The 14,914-nt window shown below is 42.8% G+C and carries 12 protein-coding genes, 9 tRNA genes and 1 other RNA gene; 15 read left to right on the plus strand and 7 right to left on the minus strand.

Going from position 1 to position 14,914, the window contains the following annotated elements; translation table 11 throughout:
- Window positions 1-110: 110 nt before the first annotated feature.
- On the minus strand, window positions 111-881 hold the full coding sequence (gene cysZ, locus SLS51_RS15040; protein ID WP_323839515.1) for a sulfate transporter CysZ: 771 nt from the start codon (window positions 879-881) through the stop codon (window positions 111-113).
- A 220-nt stretch (window positions 882-1,101) separates the two neighbouring features.
- On the opposite strand from cysZ, the gene zipA reads away from it, so the two are divergent.
- The 4 genes from zipA to SLS51_RS15060 all read left to right on the plus strand — a co-directional run bounded on the left by zipA (window position 1,102) and on the right by SLS51_RS15060 (window position 5,803).
- The gene (gene zipA / locus SLS51_RS15045; protein ID WP_323839516.1) at window positions 1,102-2,013 is read left to right on the plus strand and encodes a cell division protein ZipA; all 912 of its coding nucleotides are present in this window, start codon (window positions 1,102-1,104) and stop codon (window positions 2,011-2,013) included.
- A gap of 61 nt (window positions 2,014-2,074) precedes the next feature.
- A complete protein-coding gene (gene ligA / locus SLS51_RS15050) occupies window positions 2,075-4,093 on the plus strand; it encodes an NAD-dependent DNA ligase LigA (protein WP_323839517.1) in 2,019 nt (672 codons plus the stop codon).
- A gap of 226 nt (window positions 4,094-4,319) precedes the next feature.
- A complete protein-coding gene (locus SLS51_RS15055; protein WP_323839518.1) occupies window positions 4,320-5,504 on the plus strand; it encodes a NupC/NupG family nucleoside CNT transporter in 1,185 nt (394 codons plus the stop codon).
- 83 nt (window positions 5,505-5,587) lie between these two features.
- Window positions 5,588-5,803: a DUF3820 family protein gene (locus SLS51_RS15060; RefSeq protein WP_011145708.1), complete on the plus strand. Its 216-nt coding sequence runs from the start codon at window positions 5,588-5,590 to the stop codon at window positions 5,801-5,803.
- A 95-nt stretch (window positions 5,804-5,898) separates the two neighbouring features.
- On the opposite strand, the gene SLS51_RS15065 is transcribed toward SLS51_RS15060, so the two are convergent.
- The 3 genes from SLS51_RS15065 to gltX all read right to left on the minus strand — a co-directional run bounded on the left by SLS51_RS15065 (window position 5,899) and on the right by gltX (window position 7,776).
- Window positions 5,899-5,974 (minus strand) — tRNA-Ala (locus SLS51_RS15065).
- A gap of 56 nt (window positions 5,975-6,030) precedes the next feature.
- Window positions 6,031-6,106 (minus strand) — tRNA-Ala (locus SLS51_RS15070).
- 251 nt (window positions 6,107-6,357) lie between these two features.
- Window positions 6,358-7,776 carry a glutamate--tRNA ligase gene (gene gltX, locus SLS51_RS15075; protein WP_323839519.1) on the minus strand — a complete coding sequence of 473 codons (1,419 nt, stop codon included), beginning with the start codon at window positions 7,774-7,776 and terminating at the stop codon, window positions 6,358-6,360.
- Between the two features lie 270 nt (window positions 7,777-8,046).
- On the opposite strand from gltX, the gene SLS51_RS15080 reads away from it, so the two are divergent.
- From SLS51_RS15080 to SLS51_RS15110, 7 genes are all read left to right on the plus strand, one after another.
- Window positions 8,047-8,122, plus strand: a tRNA-Val gene (locus tag SLS51_RS15080).
- Window positions 8,123-8,152: 30 nt separating this feature from the next.
- Window positions 8,153-8,228: transfer RNA gene (locus SLS51_RS15085), tRNA-Val, on the plus strand.
- Window positions 8,229-8,273: 45 nt separating this feature from the next.
- A tRNA-Val gene (locus tag SLS51_RS15090) sits at window positions 8,274-8,349 on the plus strand.
- A 43-nt stretch (window positions 8,350-8,392) separates the two neighbouring features.
- Window positions 8,393-8,468, plus strand: a tRNA-Lys gene (locus SLS51_RS15095).
- Window positions 8,469-8,503: 35 nt separating this feature from the next.
- Window positions 8,504-8,579, plus strand: a tRNA-Lys gene (locus tag SLS51_RS15100).
- A gap of 43 nt (window positions 8,580-8,622) precedes the next feature.
- Window positions 8,623-8,755, plus strand: a non-coding RNA gene (locus SLS51_RS15105) — RtT sRNA.
- Window positions 8,756-8,801: 46 nt separating this feature from the next.
- Window positions 8,802-8,860 (plus strand) — tRNA-Lys (locus SLS51_RS15110).
- Between the two features lie 141 nt (window positions 8,861-9,001).
- On the opposite strand, the gene nadS is transcribed toward SLS51_RS15110, so the two are convergent.
- Complete coding sequence (gene nadS / locus SLS51_RS15115) at window positions 9,002-9,286, minus strand: NadS family protein (RefSeq protein WP_323839520.1); 285 nt, start codon at window positions 9,284-9,286, stop codon at window positions 9,002-9,004.
- 1 nt (window position 9,287) lies between these two features.
- Window positions 9,288-9,620, minus strand: coding sequence for a type II toxin-antitoxin system RelE/ParE family toxin (locus SLS51_RS15120; protein ID WP_165577857.1), 333 nt, complete (start codon window positions 9,618-9,620; stop codon window positions 9,288-9,290).
- 233 nt (window positions 9,621-9,853) lie between these two features.
- Between SLS51_RS15120 and SLS51_RS15125 the strand changes: the two genes are divergently transcribed.
- A tRNA-Lys gene (locus SLS51_RS15125) sits at window positions 9,854-9,923 on the plus strand.
- An 85-nt stretch (window positions 9,924-10,008) separates the two neighbouring features.
- On the opposite strand, the gene dinQ is transcribed toward SLS51_RS15125, so the two are convergent.
- Complete coding sequence (dinQ, locus tag SLS51_RS15130) at window positions 10,009-10,101, minus strand: damage-inducible type I toxin DinQ (RefSeq protein ID WP_272482622.1); 93 nt, start codon at window positions 10,099-10,101, stop codon at window positions 10,009-10,011.
- An 848-nt stretch (window positions 10,102-10,949) separates the two neighbouring features.
- On the opposite strand from dinQ, the gene glk reads away from it, so the two are divergent.
- The 3 genes from glk (at window position 10,950) to pgm (ending at window position 14,900) form a co-directional block, all read left to right on the plus strand.
- Entirely contained in the window at window positions 10,950-11,915 is a 966-nt protein-coding gene (gene glk / locus SLS51_RS15135; protein ID WP_323839521.1) for a glucokinase, read from the plus strand.
- Between the two features lie 758 nt (window positions 11,916-12,673).
- Window positions 12,674-13,198, plus strand: a complete 525-nt coding sequence (gene seqA, locus SLS51_RS15140) for a replication initiation negative regulator SeqA (protein ID WP_323839522.1) — start codon at window positions 12,674-12,676, stop codon at window positions 13,196-13,198.
- 61 nt (window positions 13,199-13,259) lie between these two features.
- A complete protein-coding gene (gene pgm, locus SLS51_RS15145) occupies window positions 13,260-14,900 on the plus strand; it encodes a phosphoglucomutase (alpha-D-glucose-1,6-bisphosphate-dependent) (protein WP_323839523.1) in 1,641 nt (546 codons plus the stop codon).
- Window positions 14,901-14,914 lie beyond the last annotated feature (14 nt).

The raw sequence follows: 14,914 nt of genomic DNA on the forward strand, positions 1-14,914 counted from the left end.
GTCTTTCAACTCCCTTTAGTGATATCCGGTCAACAATACGCCAACAACCGGCTAATGGAAATATAACTTAAATATATTTTTATTGTCTAAAAGGATACCTTAAATGAATATCACGGCATAATATGAGGAACGTGTTGATCTCGATAGCGATCGACCCACATTGCTGTTGCTGCGCATACGGCAATAGGCATAATGACCAAATTGACGATGGGTATCATCGTTAAAATACTCACTGTTGCGCCAAATTGCAGATTAATTATTTTATTTTGGCGAAGGGCACTACGCATTGTTGGAAAACTGACTTTGTGGTTATCAAAGGGGTAATCACAATACTGAATCGATAACATCCAGGCACTGAAAATAAACCAGAGCACAGGTGCAACAGTCTGCCCGATAACAGGAATAAAATAGAGTAGCAATAAGACCAGAGCGCGTGGAATATAGTAGCACAGCTTAGTTAATTCCCGTTTCAGGATACGTGGAACATCTTTGACGAGTGCTAAAACGCCGGTATCTGGAACGGGGATTCCTGTTAAATCCGCTTCCAATTTCTCTGCCAGCAAACCATTGAATGGCGCTGCGATAAAATTCGCTATTGTGCTGAAAAAGTAAGTAAAAATCAGCAAGACAGAGAGCACGGCCAGCGGCCATAAAATATAACTGAGCCATTGCATCCAATCCGGTACTTTGCTCACTATCCAAGGGACCCAGTTCCCCAGTTTCTGATAGAGCCACCAAAATGAACCGCCGAGAAACAAAACATTTGCTAATAAAGGCAATAAGACAAATCTTTTAATGCCTGGGCGAGTAATTAATTTGCAACCTTGCACCAAATACTGAAAGCCGCTCAAATTTTTTGGCGATTTTGTCAAATTCAGCATACTTCCTATTCTCTCCTGTGTGATTGAAACGCTATCATATAGGCAGGATTTTCGACTGACTAGTATTGTTCTGTATAAAAAAAATGCAAAAGAGGCTTGTTAGGCATTTTTCTGATAAGAAAAGTGTGTATAAGCTTGCACTTGTGTTATTTGACAAATACAGTTAATACAGAAAATATTCCGCCGTGGTGGCATACTTAATTAAACAACAGAGATCGCAATGATGCAGGATTTGCGTCTGATATTAATCATTGTTGGTGCGATAGCAATAATAGCTTTGCTGTTACATGGGTTGTGGACCAGCCGTAAAGAGCGTTCTTCGCTTTTTCGTGATCGCCCAGTTAAACGTCATAAACATGATCGTCAGAATAGTTTCGTCGATGACAGTGACGATGAAGCATTCGACAATCAGCAAAAGCCTTATGCCCATAAGCAGGTGAAATCTCATCAGGAGTATAAAGCTGAGCCAGCTATCGAGCGTCGTCAACAAAAGTTGACAGAAATTGATGCTGCAACGCCCGAAGAAAGCGATGATCCATTGCTGGCGGGCCGCCAGCCTGAGACGACAGCGAGAAGGGCAGTCACAGAAGAACCGGAACCCCAACTTGGTCTGTTTGAATTCGAAGAGCAGAATGAGGCTGAAAAAAACAGATCTGCGATTGAAGAAAAATCTCAGGAGGCGGCTGGCGAAAAAGAAGCTCAGACTAAAGTGAAAGAAATTGTTTTGGTTCTTCACGTAGCAGCACACCACGGCCAGGAATTGAATGGTGAGCCCTTGCTGCAAAGTATTCTACAATCTGGCTTTCAGTTTGGGGAAATGCAGATTTTTCACCGTCACGTGAACCCATCAGGTAGTGGCCCGGTCCTGTTTAGTCTGGCAAATATGGTGAAACCGGGTTCATTTAATCCTGAAACAATGGTTGATTTTACGACCCCGGGGATTTCCATGTTTATGGTGGTCCCTTCTTACGGAGAATCTAGTCAGAATTTTAAACTGATGTTGCAGGCGGCCCAGCGTATTGCTTCTGATGTTGGGGGTGTGGTGCTTGATGATGAGCGAAAAATGTTGACACCGCAAAAAATCGAATTGTATAAGGCACGTATTCGCAGCACACTTGGCGTTCAGGTATAATCAATTTATCGAATGTTCAAGCCCCCGCCAGTCGGGGGCTTTTTATCGCTGGTTATCAATCATGAAATCAACTGCTCAACAAATAGAAAAGCTCAGAACAACACTGCGTCATCATGAATATCTGTATCACGTCATGGATGCACCAGAGATCCCTGATGCAGAATATGATCGGTTAATGCAGGAATTGCAGGATCTTGAAGAACAATACCCTGAGTTGATTACATCGGATTCACCAACGCAGCGGGTTGGTGCTGCTCCTTTGACGGCTTTTGAACAAGTCCGCCATGAAATTCCGATGTTGTCACTGGATAACGTATTTGATGAAGAGAGTTATCTGGCGTTTGATAAGCGAGTGCGTGACCGTCTGAAAGAGACCCAGGATTTAGTTGTGTGCTGTGAGCTGAAACTGGATGGCTTGGCGGTTAGCCTGTTGTATGAGAATGGTGAGTTGGTACGGGCTGCAACCCGTGGTGATGGTACAACAGGGGAAAATATTACATCAAATATACGGACTATCGGCGCAATTCCACTGCGTCTATTCGGCGAAAATATTCCAGCTCGTATTGAAATTCGCGGTGAAGTTTTCATGCCGCAAAAAGGGTTTGAGAAACTGAATGAGGAAGCTCGCCGCACGGGTGCAAAAGTATTTGCTAATCCACGTAATGCGGCGGCTGGCTCTTTACGTCAGCTCGATCCCCGTATTACGGCTAAACGTCCATTGGCTTTCTTCTGTTATGGTGTTGGTATATTGGCGGGGGGCGAGTTACCCGCCAGTCATTACGAGCGATTGATACAGTTTAAGAAATGGGGATTGCCGGTCAGCGATAAAGTTAAAGTTTGTACCGATAGTCAACAGGTTATTGATTTTTATCATGATATTGTAAATCAGCGCTCCGCATTGGGGTTCGATATCGATGGTGTTGTTGTCAAAGTCAATTCGCTGGAATTACAGGAAGCATTGGGCTTTGTTGCCCGTGCGCCACGTTGGGCCACGGCATTCAAATTTCCTGCTCAGGAGCAAATGACGATTGTTCGTGATGTCGAGTTTCAGGTTGGTCGTACTGGCGCAATCACACCGGTAGCACGTCTGGAGCCAGTGCAGGTCTCTGGTGTCATTGTCAGTAATGCAACATTGCACAATGCGGATGAGATTGAACGTTTAGGTTTGCGGATTGGCGATACAGTTATTATTCGCCGTGCCGGTGATGTGATTCCACAAGTTGTCGGTGTTTTGGAAGAGAGAAGGCCACAGGACAGTAATGTAGTTGTTTTCCCTGAACATTGCCCGGTATGTGGGGCAGATATTGAAAGGATTGAAGGGGAAGCTGTCGCGCGTTGTACCGGGGGATTGGTGTGTGGTGCTCAGCGTAAAGAAGCGCTTAGGCATTTTGTTTCCCGTCGGGCGATGGATGTTGACGGCATGGGAGAAAAGATTATCGATCAGCTAGTGGATAAAGAGTATGTCAAAACCCCGGCGGATCTTTTCAGGCTGACGGCAGGTAAATTGACCGGGCTTGATCGCATGGGGCCGAAATCTGCCCAAAATGTAGTAGATGCGTTGGAAAAAGCAAAAAAAACCACCTTTGCCCGTTTCCTTTATGCGTTGGGTATCCGTGAAGTTGGGGAAACGACCGCTGCTAATTTAGCTGCTCACTTTGGCGAACTGGATAAATTACGTTCCGCTGATGAGGAAGCATTGAAAGAGGTTCAGGATGTTGGCGAAGTAGTGGCGAAACATGTTGTTAACTTCTTCATTGAACCTCATAACCAAGCCGTTATTGACGATCTGATTGATAATATCGGCATCAACTGGGAACTGGTCGTCGTAACGAAAACTGAGAAGATTGATAGCCCATTTTCGGGTAAAACAGTTGTATTGACCGGTTCATTGCATCAGTTATCCAGGGATGAAGCCAAAGATAAACTTGTTGCACTTGGAGCAAAGGTGACGGGCAGCGTTTCTAAGAAAACAGATTTGGTGATTGCGGGTGAAGCTGCCGGTTCAAAATTAGCTAAAGCTAATGAATTAAATATTCCGGTTATTGATGAAGCAGAAATGATCCGTTTGTTGGGTGAATAACTTTTTATTTACATACTGATTATTGAGAGCTTTTCTCAATAATCAGTTATGTGCGATAAGGTGTTTTTAAAGTTTATTTTATACGATTCAGCTAAAAATGTGGTCAGACTCATTAAGTAAAGGTTTACAGCAAGAATTATTTCAGTCTAATGTAATATCTATACCCAATGGATTTCAAGATAATGCGTTGATAAAAACTCGCTTTCTATCGTGTTTGGAGTGTGATATGTCTCAAATCCTGCATTTCTTTTTAGCTTTGATTGTCATTGGTGGCCTTGCTATTTTGGCGAGTAGTGACCGTAAAAGTATTCGTCCTCGCTATGTTATTCAATTGCTTGTTATTGAACTTATCTTAGCTTGGTTTTTCCTGAATTCTGGTATTGGTCAGGAATTTGTCATGGGATTTGCTGGTTTGTTTGAGCATTTACTGAAATATGCGGGTGAAGGGACTGAATTCATTTTTGGCGGCATGATGGATGCAAAACTGGCATTCTTCTTTCTGAATGTATTGTGTCCGATTATCTTTATTTCTGCGCTGATTGGTATTTTGCAGCATATCAAACTATTGCCAATCATCATCCGGGTTATTGGTACTCTGCTGTCTAAAGTTAACGGCATGGGTAAACTGGAATCATTTAACGCAGTGAGTTCTTTGATACTTGGGCAGTCTGAAAACTTTATTGCTTATAAAGATGTACTGGGAAAAATGTCTGAGCGTCGTATGTATACGATGGCGGCGACTGCAATGTCAACGGTTTCTATGTCAATCGTTGGTGCTTACATGACAATTTTAGCGCCTAAATATGTTGTAGCAGCACTGGTGCTTAATATGTTCAGTACCTTTATCATCCTATCATTGATTAATCCGTATGCTGTTGACAGTGAAGAAGATATTCAGATGAGCAATCTTCACGAAGGTCAAAGTTTTTTCGAAATGCTAGGTGAATATATTTTGGCGGGTTTCAAAGTGGCCCTCATTGTCGCTGCTATGTTGATTGGTTTCATTGCCCTGATTGCGGCGGTTAATGCGTTGTTCAGCATGGTGTTTGAGAAGAGCTTTCAGGAAATGCTCGGCTACGTATTTTATCCATTTGCTTGGGTGATTGGGATTCCCACAGATGAAGCATCGAAGGTTGGTAGCATCATGGCAACTAAATTGGTTGCTAACGAATTTGTGGCGATGCACAGCTTACAATCAATTGTGACAGAACTATCTCCTCGTTCACAGGGTATTTTGTCGGTATTCTTGGTCTCTTTTGCTAACTTCTCTTCCATTGGGATTGTGGCAGGGGCGATTAAAGGCTTGAATGAGAAACAGGGTAATGTCGTTTCCCGCTTTGGTTTGAAACTCCTGTTTGGTTCAACGCTTGTCAGTTTCTTGTCTGCGGCTATTGCAGGTTTGGTACTGTAAAAGATAACGTTTTATCGTGGAATGTTGCATGATGGATGCTGCAGTTTCCCTTTCCCCTATTTCTCCTTATCGACGTGCAAATTATGGAAAAAGAGAACCTGATAGAAATTGCTAATACTGCAATGCCGTTCGGTAAATACAAAGGGCGTATGCTCATTGACTTACCGGAAGAGTATTTATTGTGGTTCGCGCGTAAGGGTGAATTTCCACAAGGTAAATTGGGTGCGCTGATGGAGATGACTTTAGCAATAAAACTAGAGGGACTAGATTCGTTGGTGAAGCCATTGAAAAAAGGCTAGCCAAGGTTGGCATTTGTTTTTTAATCGATGATAGTGATTAGATAGGGTAATAACCAAAAGGCCCTGAAAGCATGGCTTTCAGGGCCTGATAATTTTGGTGGAGCTAAGCGGGATCGAACCGCTGACCTCTTGCATGCCATGCAAGCGCTCTCCCAACTGAGCTATAGCCCCACGAGTGTGGTATTTCCTAATTTAGGACCAAATACCTTATTTCAATATGAAGGATTTGGTGGAGCTAAGCGGGATCGAACCGCTGACCTCTTGCATGCCATGCAAGCGCTCTCCCAGCTGAGCTATAGCCCCAATCAAAATTAATGGAACGGGGCGCATAATATGAAACCCAGCAAATACTGTCAACGGCTAACTTGTCATTCTCACAACAAGCGTTGAAAAAGCCATCAATTTTATGATGAGTTAATAAAAATAGAGGTTGAGTAATGGGTTGAAGTGAAATAGAGAGTGTTTAAGAAAGTGGTAAAAAGGTGGCAATTAAATGAGATTTTCTGAAAATAAAAAGGCATCACATGTGATAAGTGATGCCTTGGGTGCATTAATTAGGATTGAGTTTCACGTTGAGCAATGAATTCCAGCGCTTGATTAATACGGGATAGAGTGCGGGTTTGCCCGATAGCATGAATAGTGACATCCACTCCTGGGGATTGACCTGTCCCGGTAGCAGCAACACGCAACGGCATACCAACTTTACCCATACCGACTTCCAGTTCATCAGCGGTGGATTGAATGGCATGGTGCACATTTTCTGGTGTCCAATCAGTAATTGAAGCCAGCTTTGCATGGACAACCTCAAGAGGCTGACGGGTAACTGGGCGTAAATGTTTCTTCGCCGCATCGGCATCAAATTCAGCAAAATCTTCATAAAAGTAGCGGCAGGATTCAGCCATCTCTTTCAGCGTCTTACAACGTTCGCCCAGTAATTTAATTAGATCAACCAACTGTGGACCATTACGGGAATCAATACCTTGTTGCTCAATATGCCATGCTAGATGAACGGCAACTTTCTCTGGAGGCAGGGTATTAATATAGTGATGATTCAGCCATTGCAGTTTCTCTGTATTGAATGCGCTGGCGGATTTATTAATAGCATCCAGGCTGAACAGCTCGGTCATTTCTTCAATGCTGAAAATTTCTTGATCACCGTGTGACCAACCCAAACGAACCAGATAATTCAGCAGTGCTTCTGGCAGGTAGCCATCATCACGGTATTGCATAACGCTCACTGCGCCGTGACGTTTGGACAATTTTTTACCGTCATCACCGAGGATCATCGAAACGTGTGCATATTCTGGCACGGGAGCGCCGAGAGCTTTCAGGATATTGATTTGGCGAGGTGTATTATTGATATGGTCTTCACCGCGGATGACATGGGTGATCTCCATATCCCAGTCATCGATAACAACACAGAAATTATACGTTGGTGAGCCATCAGTACGGCGGATAATCAGATCATCAAGCTCCTGATTACTGAACTCAATTGGGCCTCGGATCTGATCATTAAAAACAACAGAACCTTCCTGTGGATTACGGAAACGGACGACATGGGGTTGATCTGGGTTATGTTGACATGGATTATCACGGCAACGGCCGTCATAACGCGGTTTCTCGCCATTTGCCATTTGAGTTTCCCGCAACGCTTCCAGATGCTCTTTAGAACAATAGCAGCGATAGGCACTGCCTTGCTCTAGCATTTGATCAATTGCCTGATGATAACGATCAAAACGTTTCGTCTGATAATAAGGGCCTTCATCCCAATTCAGATTTAACCAGTTCATACCGTCCATAATGGCATTGATAGCTTCCTGAGTTGAGCGTTCAAGGTCAGTATCTTCGATACGCAATACAAATTCGCCTTTGTTATGGCGGCTATATAACCAGGAATAAAGTGCGGTACGAGCACCGCCAACATGGAGATAGCCAGTTGGGCTTGGTGCGAAACGGGTTTTAATTTTACTCATCGGGGATTGCCTTAATTACGTTTCACTTTTCAATGAACGTTATTGGTGATTTAAAGTAATAAAAGTGGGGGTCATTTTATCACTGCACCTTAATTCCTCAATGCTGTTAACGGGAAGTTATTGAGGAAAGTCAGTGTATTTGTCTAAACTGCAGCCTATAGTGACGATAATTATCTCACCCTTGTTTAATTTTGAGACGAACGATATTTTTCTCTAGAAAAAGCGTTGACTCACTCTGAACTATCCCTATAATGCGACTCCATCACGACGGGGCGATTAGCTCAGTTGGTAGAGCATCTCCCTTACAAGGAGGGGGTCATCAGTTCGAATCTGGTATCGCCCACCATCTCGTTGTGATAAGAATGATTTTATGATTGGGCGATTAGCTCAGTTGGTAGAGCATCTCCCTTACAAGGAGGGGGTCATCAGTTCGAATCTGGTATCGCCCACCAATCATAAATTCAGTGATACAGAAGCAGTTATAATCATCATGAAGTGGGCGATTAGCTCAGTTGGTAGAGCATCTCCCTTACAAGGAGGGGGTCATCAGTTCGAATCTGGTATCGCCCACCACTTCATTAAGATTGTTTCAGGCGGTATCACGTATTTTTGGTGCGGGTCGTTAGCTCAGTCGGTAGAGCAGTTGACTTTTAATCAATTGGTCGCAGGTTCGAATCCTGCACGACCCACCACGCCAAAAGATATTCAGGATAGTTCTCCTATAGATGGGTCGTTAGCTCAGTCGGTAGAGCAGTTGACTTTTAATCAATTGGTCGCAGGTTCGAATCCTGCACGACCCACCATCTCAGAAGATGAAATTCGAATAATCTCCGTAAGATGAATTGTTAGCTCAGTCGGTAGAGCAGTTGACTCTTAATCAATGGGTTGCAGGTTCGAGCCGAGCGAAGCGAGACAACAGCGCGTGAGCGCTGGCCCGAAGGGCGAGGCCGTAGGCCGAGTCATCCTGCACGACCCACCATATCAAAAAGATAAAATTGCATAATCTAATCATACAGATGAGTTGTTAGCTCAGTCGGTAGGGCAGTTGACTTTTAATCAATGGGTCGCAGGTTCGAGCCGAGCGAAGCGAGACAACAGCGCGTGAGCGCTGGCCCGCAGTAAAAAAAGTCACGAGTAATGCGAACACTCAAACTATGGTCTCTTGGAAACAGGTAGAACCGAGATGTGGTAGGTAACTTTAATACTTGTACGACACACCGGCTAATCAATGCGTCGCCAGGGCTTTATAAAAACTAGGGTTTTCTTGGATGATAGCTAACACCTTTGCCGCTAGTCCTGTCGGATTTCGACGCTTCTGCTCCCAGCTTTTAATTGTATCAAGGCTAGTGCCTAAAGCCTCCGCCATCTCTGCCTGTGAAATGTTAAGTTGAGCACGGATAGCTTTAACGTCGGCAACTTCGTATCGGGTTACACGCGCTGCGGCTTTATTACCTTGTTTAATTTCAACTGCTTCTTCTAGGGATGCTTTCAATTCGTCAAAAAAACTCATGTTACACCTCATCTTTTAGTAATTTTGTTAGTTTTTTCAGTTCTGCTTTCTCGGCATCCGTTAAGCTATCTTTTTTACTTTTCGGATAAGCCATCACCAGATAGATAATATCTTCAGTTGCTAGAAGATAAATAACTCTGGCACTACCATTTTTTCCTTGTGAGCCTATAGCCATTCTGATTTTACGTAACCCCCCAGTACCACGTATTAGATCACCTTTATCTGGTGATTCGATAAGCTCTCGTTGCAGTTCTTTAAGCTCATCATCAGTGGCAATCTCCTTTATCTGTCGGGTAAACATACTGGTTTCGATAAACTCTATCGCATGACTCACTGGAAAACCTCCTTTATCCTAGAGTACATAGTACTCTTATAATTCTAAAATTGCCAGCATGACTTACAAATTTATTCCATACCTTTAGTCGTACTACAGATCCGGTTATTTAACAAAGCCTGCCAAACGAAACCAGTAGTCACCGAACGAAGTGAAGAAAACCTCGAAGGCCGAGTCATCCTGTACGACCCACCACTCCAAAAGATATCCAGAATAGTTCCCCTATAGATGGGTCGTTAGCTCAGTCGGCAGAGCAGTTGACTTTTAATCAATGGGTCGCAGGTTCGAGCCGAGCGAAGCGAGACAACAGCGCGTGAGCGCTGGCCCGATATGAATATTAAAGGCCATCGGATGGTTAATCCGATGACCTTAGCTACGTTTCCGTTATCTATTTCAGAAATGCGCGGATCAATTCTAAAAGCGCAACTAATGCTTTGAGAACGATGATAGCAGTATCAATAAAGGCTTTGAATGCTTTCATCCGTTTTGCTCCTGTTAGGGAGCGCGATTTACCCAGCCATTGCCTTTACACTGCCTGTCAGGCTGGTTCTCATCAGTGTTAGTTGAAGAGTAACGCGCTCTGACTGAGGCACTGAATCAGCACCACCTGTACTTCAGCCAGGGCTTAAGAAAACTTGCGTAGTAGATACACGGTCAGAACACTATCTCTAAACTAACAGCCGTTGATTATAAGTTTATTTTGTCCTGATTCAATGGATTAGAACGTGAATAGATAAAAACAAAAAAACCAACTGGTGAGGTTGGTTTTTTTGCATTTACCCTTAGATAGTAGGGTGATTTATCTTTAATGCTATTCACCAGGTTGGTAGCCTCGGTTTTAGCGCGTTACTCTTCAACTAACGTAGTTAGTCTACCCCCTAAAGTACGAAATATCAACATGAGGGGCTCATACTAAATTGACGGTATTATCATGATGAAAGATCATCATAAATTGTGGGAAAATATGATTTTTTGTTAAATAACAGAATAATATTTCTTTTCCGGTCCATCAGATTGACAAGCCGTGTTTCTGATAGTGCTGACTTGAAGGATAAGGCCGTAGGCCGAGTCATCCCGCACGACTCACCATCTCAGAAGACAAAATTCGCATAAAAGCGAGACAACAGCGCGTGAGCGCTGGCCTGAAGATATATACCCTAAAGATTTCAAGATGCATCGTGACGGTAAGGAAGCGAATCCCCGGAAGCATAGATAACTATATGACCGGGATGAGTGCAGGTTATTCACGCCTAAACGATCTATACCAATAATGCCGGATGGGATAAGCTTTACCTAATTATTGTACTAGCTAATTATTAGGATATAAAAATGAATCTCTACGGACTTGTTGCTGATATTGGCGGCACTAATGCCAGATTAGCACTTTGCAATTTGGAAAATGGGGTTATTGAGCGGATCGAAACATATAGTGCAAAACAACACGCCGGATTAGAATCTATTATCAGTCACTATTTAGCGGAGCAAAAAACAGTAGTGACTTATGCATGTATTGCTATTGCTTGCCCGATAAACGGTGATTGGGTAGAAATGACCAATCACCAATGGGCATTTTCTATTAGTGAGCTGAAACGGACACTTGGGCTAGAAAAATTAGATGTGATCAATGACTTCACGGCTGTATCTATGGCTATTCCAATGCTGACAGAAGAATACAAGCTTCAATTAGGAGGAGGAGAAGCGGTTAAAGACAAACCGATAGCAGTTTACGGGGCAGGGACTGGCCTTGGTGTTGCTCATTTGATCAAGGTAGACAAGCAATGGGTAAGTTTACCGGGTGAAGGTGGTCATGTAGATTTCGCCGCGAATAGTGAAGAACAAGATGCGATATTGGCTGTTTTGCGGCGTAAATTTGGGCATGTTTCAGTAGAAAGAATCTTGTCCGGTAGTGGGTTGGTAAACCTTTATCAGGCCATTGCCATTTTGGATAATCGTCAGCCGGAAGATTTAGAACCAGAAACCGTGACGCAACGAGCACTGGATGAAAGTTGCCAATATTGCCATCGTGCTCTGACACTATTTTGTGAAATTATGGGGCGGTTTGGTGGAAATTTAGCGTTAAATATGGGAACTTTTGGTGGTGTGTATATCGCTGGTGGTATAGTGCCGCGGTTTCTTGATTTCTTTGGGCAATCGAACTTTCTTCATGGATTTGAAGATAAAGGGCGCTTTAAACCGTTAGTACAACAGATTCCTGTTTATTTGATTACTCATCCACAACCAGGATTATTAGGTTCAGGTACCTATTTACGGCAACAACTTTCACTTATTGATTAAATTATAAGGTCAGATATATATTTCAAAATTAATAATTGTATATATCTGACTGGACTTTTTTAAAACATCACTATTGCAACTGTGTATTAATATTGAAAGCAATGGAAATCTATTTTATTTTTAAGTGTTAGTGATTTTATTTGTACGAGATCTGGATTTAATAATAATCTTATGAATTTTTAAGAATAAATTTAAAGAATAGATATTATGATTTAAACAATTAATGATTGAAATTATTGACTCTATAATTTACATTGAAAATACAATAATGGCGATGCCAATTTTCCATATAATTTATATAGTTACGATTTATCTTGGTAAGGCGTGTAATTTATTAAAACGCATTTTCTGTCAAGATTTAATGGTAATAAACATACATCTCCATGAATTTAAACTGTTTTACTGTCTATAATCGATCTTCCCATTCACAGTCTCATCTCCCTTAATTAAATTTATTATCGGCAATGTTGAAACCAAGTTTTATCGTTATTAGGGTATAATATCAGAATAAATTATAATGTGATTATCAACGCCTAAATAGGTGGTATTAAAAGATTGATATGACATTTGACCATGAGATTTATATTCACAATATTTATGTAACTGATTGATTTGTTTTAGATGAAAAGCGGATATTTTATTATGCTGTTTTTCATGTTTAAATACTTTTAAGTTATTGAAATTTTAATTGTTTTGTTTTCTCTTTTTATACTTTATAATCTGTGAAAATTTTTTATTTAGAACAGTACTGGATAGAAATGAAAACGATAGAAGTTGATGAAGACCTTTACCGCTATATTGCCAGCCACACACAACATATTGGTGAAAGTGCATCTGATATTTTACGGCGAATGCTAAAATTTAATGCCGAGCAGCCAGTACAAAATGTACAGCCTCTCAGTGCTGTGGAGAAAGCACCAGTAGCCCGCCAGCGTGATTCTGTCCGTGTGATACGCGAATTATTACTTTCAGATGACTATTCTGACAAGAAAAAATCTGTTGAGCGTTTTATGTTGATCTTATCTACGTTATACAGCCTGAATAGTGAAAGTTTTTCCCAGACGACTTATGCCATGCATGGTCGTACCCGTGTTTATTTTGCTGGTGATGAACAGACATTGCTCGCCAGTGGTAAACAAACTAAACCTCGCCACATTCCGGGCACACCTTTTTGGGTCATTACTAACACCAATACTGACCGTAAGCGTAATATGGTTGAGCAAATTATGCAGGATATGAAATTCTCAGCCAATTTTATCGACAAGGTGTGTGGCACAATTTAACTGATTAAGGCTGTGCTGACAGACAAAGTACAGTGCAGCTCTTGTCCAGGGGAGATTTAAAGTGGTAAATCATCCGCGCGCGGGACAGATTGCCCGCCAAAGTGATCTGATAAATGTAGCGCAGCTTACATCACAGTATTACACCTTGCATCCTCAGCCGGAAAACTTAGAGCATAAGGTTAAATTTGGTACATCCGGTCATCGGGGCAGTTCTCAGCGTCACAGTTTTAATGAGGCGCATATTCTGGCAATTACTCAGGCTGTTGCGGAGGTTCGCAAGCAACGGGGAATCAATGGCCCTTGTTATGTGGGTAAAGATACCCATGCTTTATCAGAAGCGGCATTTATTTCCGTACTGGAAGTCCTGACGGCTAACGGCGTGAATGTGATTGTGCAGGAAAATAATGGATTTACGCCAACACCTGCGATTTCTCATGCCATTCTCTGTTATAACCGCTTGGGGAAAGCGTTGGCTGACGGGATTGTTATTACCCCTTCCCATAATCCACCTGAAGATGGGGGGATTAAATATAATCCACCTGATGGTGGTCCCGCAGATACGGATTTGACAGCAATTATAGAACGTCGTGCTAATGAGTTGCTTACAGAAGGTCTGAAAGGCGTTAAACGTTTGCCATTTGTTCAGGTATTGAACAGCGAATATTTGCATCAGCAGGATTTAGTTGAACCGTATGTTAGTGCGTTGGGCGATGTGGTGGATATGGCGGCTATCCAACGGGCCGGGCTGAAAATCGGTATTGATCCTTTGGGGGGCTCTGGCATTGCGTTCTGGCAGCGTATCGGTGAGCGTTATAATTTGGATCTGACATTGGTTAATGATCAAATCGATCAGACATTCCGTTTTATGCACTTGGATCATGATGGCGTCATTCGTATGGATTGCTCATCCCCTTGGGCAATGGCGGGTTTGTTAGCCATGCGCGATAAGTTTGATCTGGCTTTTGCAAACGATCCGGATTATGACCGCCACGGTATTGTCACTTCTGCGGGTTTGATGAATCCGAACCACTATCTGGCAACCGCGATAAATTACCTATTCCGCCGTCGTCCGCAATGGTCAGAAAGTGTTGCGATAGGTAAGACATTGGTATCCAGTGCCATGATTGATCGGGTTGTCGCTGATCTTGGCCGTAAATTGGTAGAAGTCCCCGTAGGTTTTAAGTGGTTTGTTGATGGATTACATAAAGGTGAATTGGGCTTTGGCGGAGAGGAGAGTGCGGGGGCTTCTTTCCTGCGTTTTGATGGTACGCCGTGGTCTACAGATAAAGATGGGATTATCTTGTGTTTGCTGGCGGCAGAGATGACCGCAGTAACAGGGGAAAATCCGCAGCAGCATTACAATAAGTTGGCAGCTCGCTTCGGTACGCCAAGCTATAGCCGCATTCAGGCGTCGGCAACTTATCAGCAGAAGGCATTATTAGCCAAGTTATCACCAGAAATGGTGAAAGCGGATAAGCTTGCCGGTGATCCAATCACCGCCCGGTTGACAAAAGCTTCTGGTAATGGAGCGTCAATCGGTGGTCTAAAAGTGATAACAGAAAACGGCTGGTTTGCTGCTCGCCCATCGGGAACCGAAGAAGCCTACAAAATTTATTGTGAAAGTCTCCTTGGCCCTGAGCATCGGGAGAAAATTGAGCAGGAAGCATTGGATATTGTTAACCAGGTTTTTGCTGCCGGTTGATCTTTTATTCGATT

It is taken from the genome of Photorhabdus africana, assembly GCF_035181445.1.
In the GTDB taxonomy this organism is placed as follows: domain Bacteria; phylum Pseudomonadota; class Gammaproteobacteria; order Enterobacterales; family Enterobacteriaceae; genus Photorhabdus; species Photorhabdus laumondii.